Origin of the sequence: Stenotrophomonas sp. GbtcB23, from assembly GCF_019091045.1 — a bacterium.
GTDB classification, from domain to species: domain Bacteria; phylum Pseudomonadota; class Gammaproteobacteria; order Xanthomonadales; family Xanthomonadaceae; genus Stenotrophomonas; species Stenotrophomonas rhizophila_A.
This window is the reverse complement of the sequence record NZ_JAGXKC010000491.1, coordinates 1-256: the sequence shown is the minus strand read 5'-3', so window position 1 is coordinate 256 and position 256 is coordinate 1. Positions and strand designations below refer to the sequence as shown.

The following is a 256-nucleotide window of genomic DNA, read 5'->3' as shown; positions in this document are numbered from 1 at the left end:
AGAGATACCCGACACCGCGCTCCGTCCGTATCATGCGCGGATAATCGGGGGCCTCCTGCAGCTTGCGGCGCAGCCGGAGTACCTGAACGTCGATGCTCCTGTCGAAGACATCGTCGTTTATCTTGGTCGCCTGCACGAGGAACTCTCGGGTGAGCGGGCGCTGGGGAGAGGCCAGAAAAGCCTTGAGCAGCGAATATTCCCCTTTCGTAAGCGGAACCGGCAACCCGCTCGGATCGAGCAGCCGGCGCAGGCGTTC

The 256-nt window shown here is 62.5% G+C and carries 1 protein-coding gene; it reads right to left on the bottom strand.

The window, feature by feature from the left end; all coding sequences use genetic code 11:
* Nucleotides 1-256, bottom strand: a 256-nt coding sequence (locus KVS69_RS19875; RefSeq protein ID WP_217539897.1) for a winged helix-turn-helix domain-containing protein, incomplete at both ends; no start/stop codon positions are given.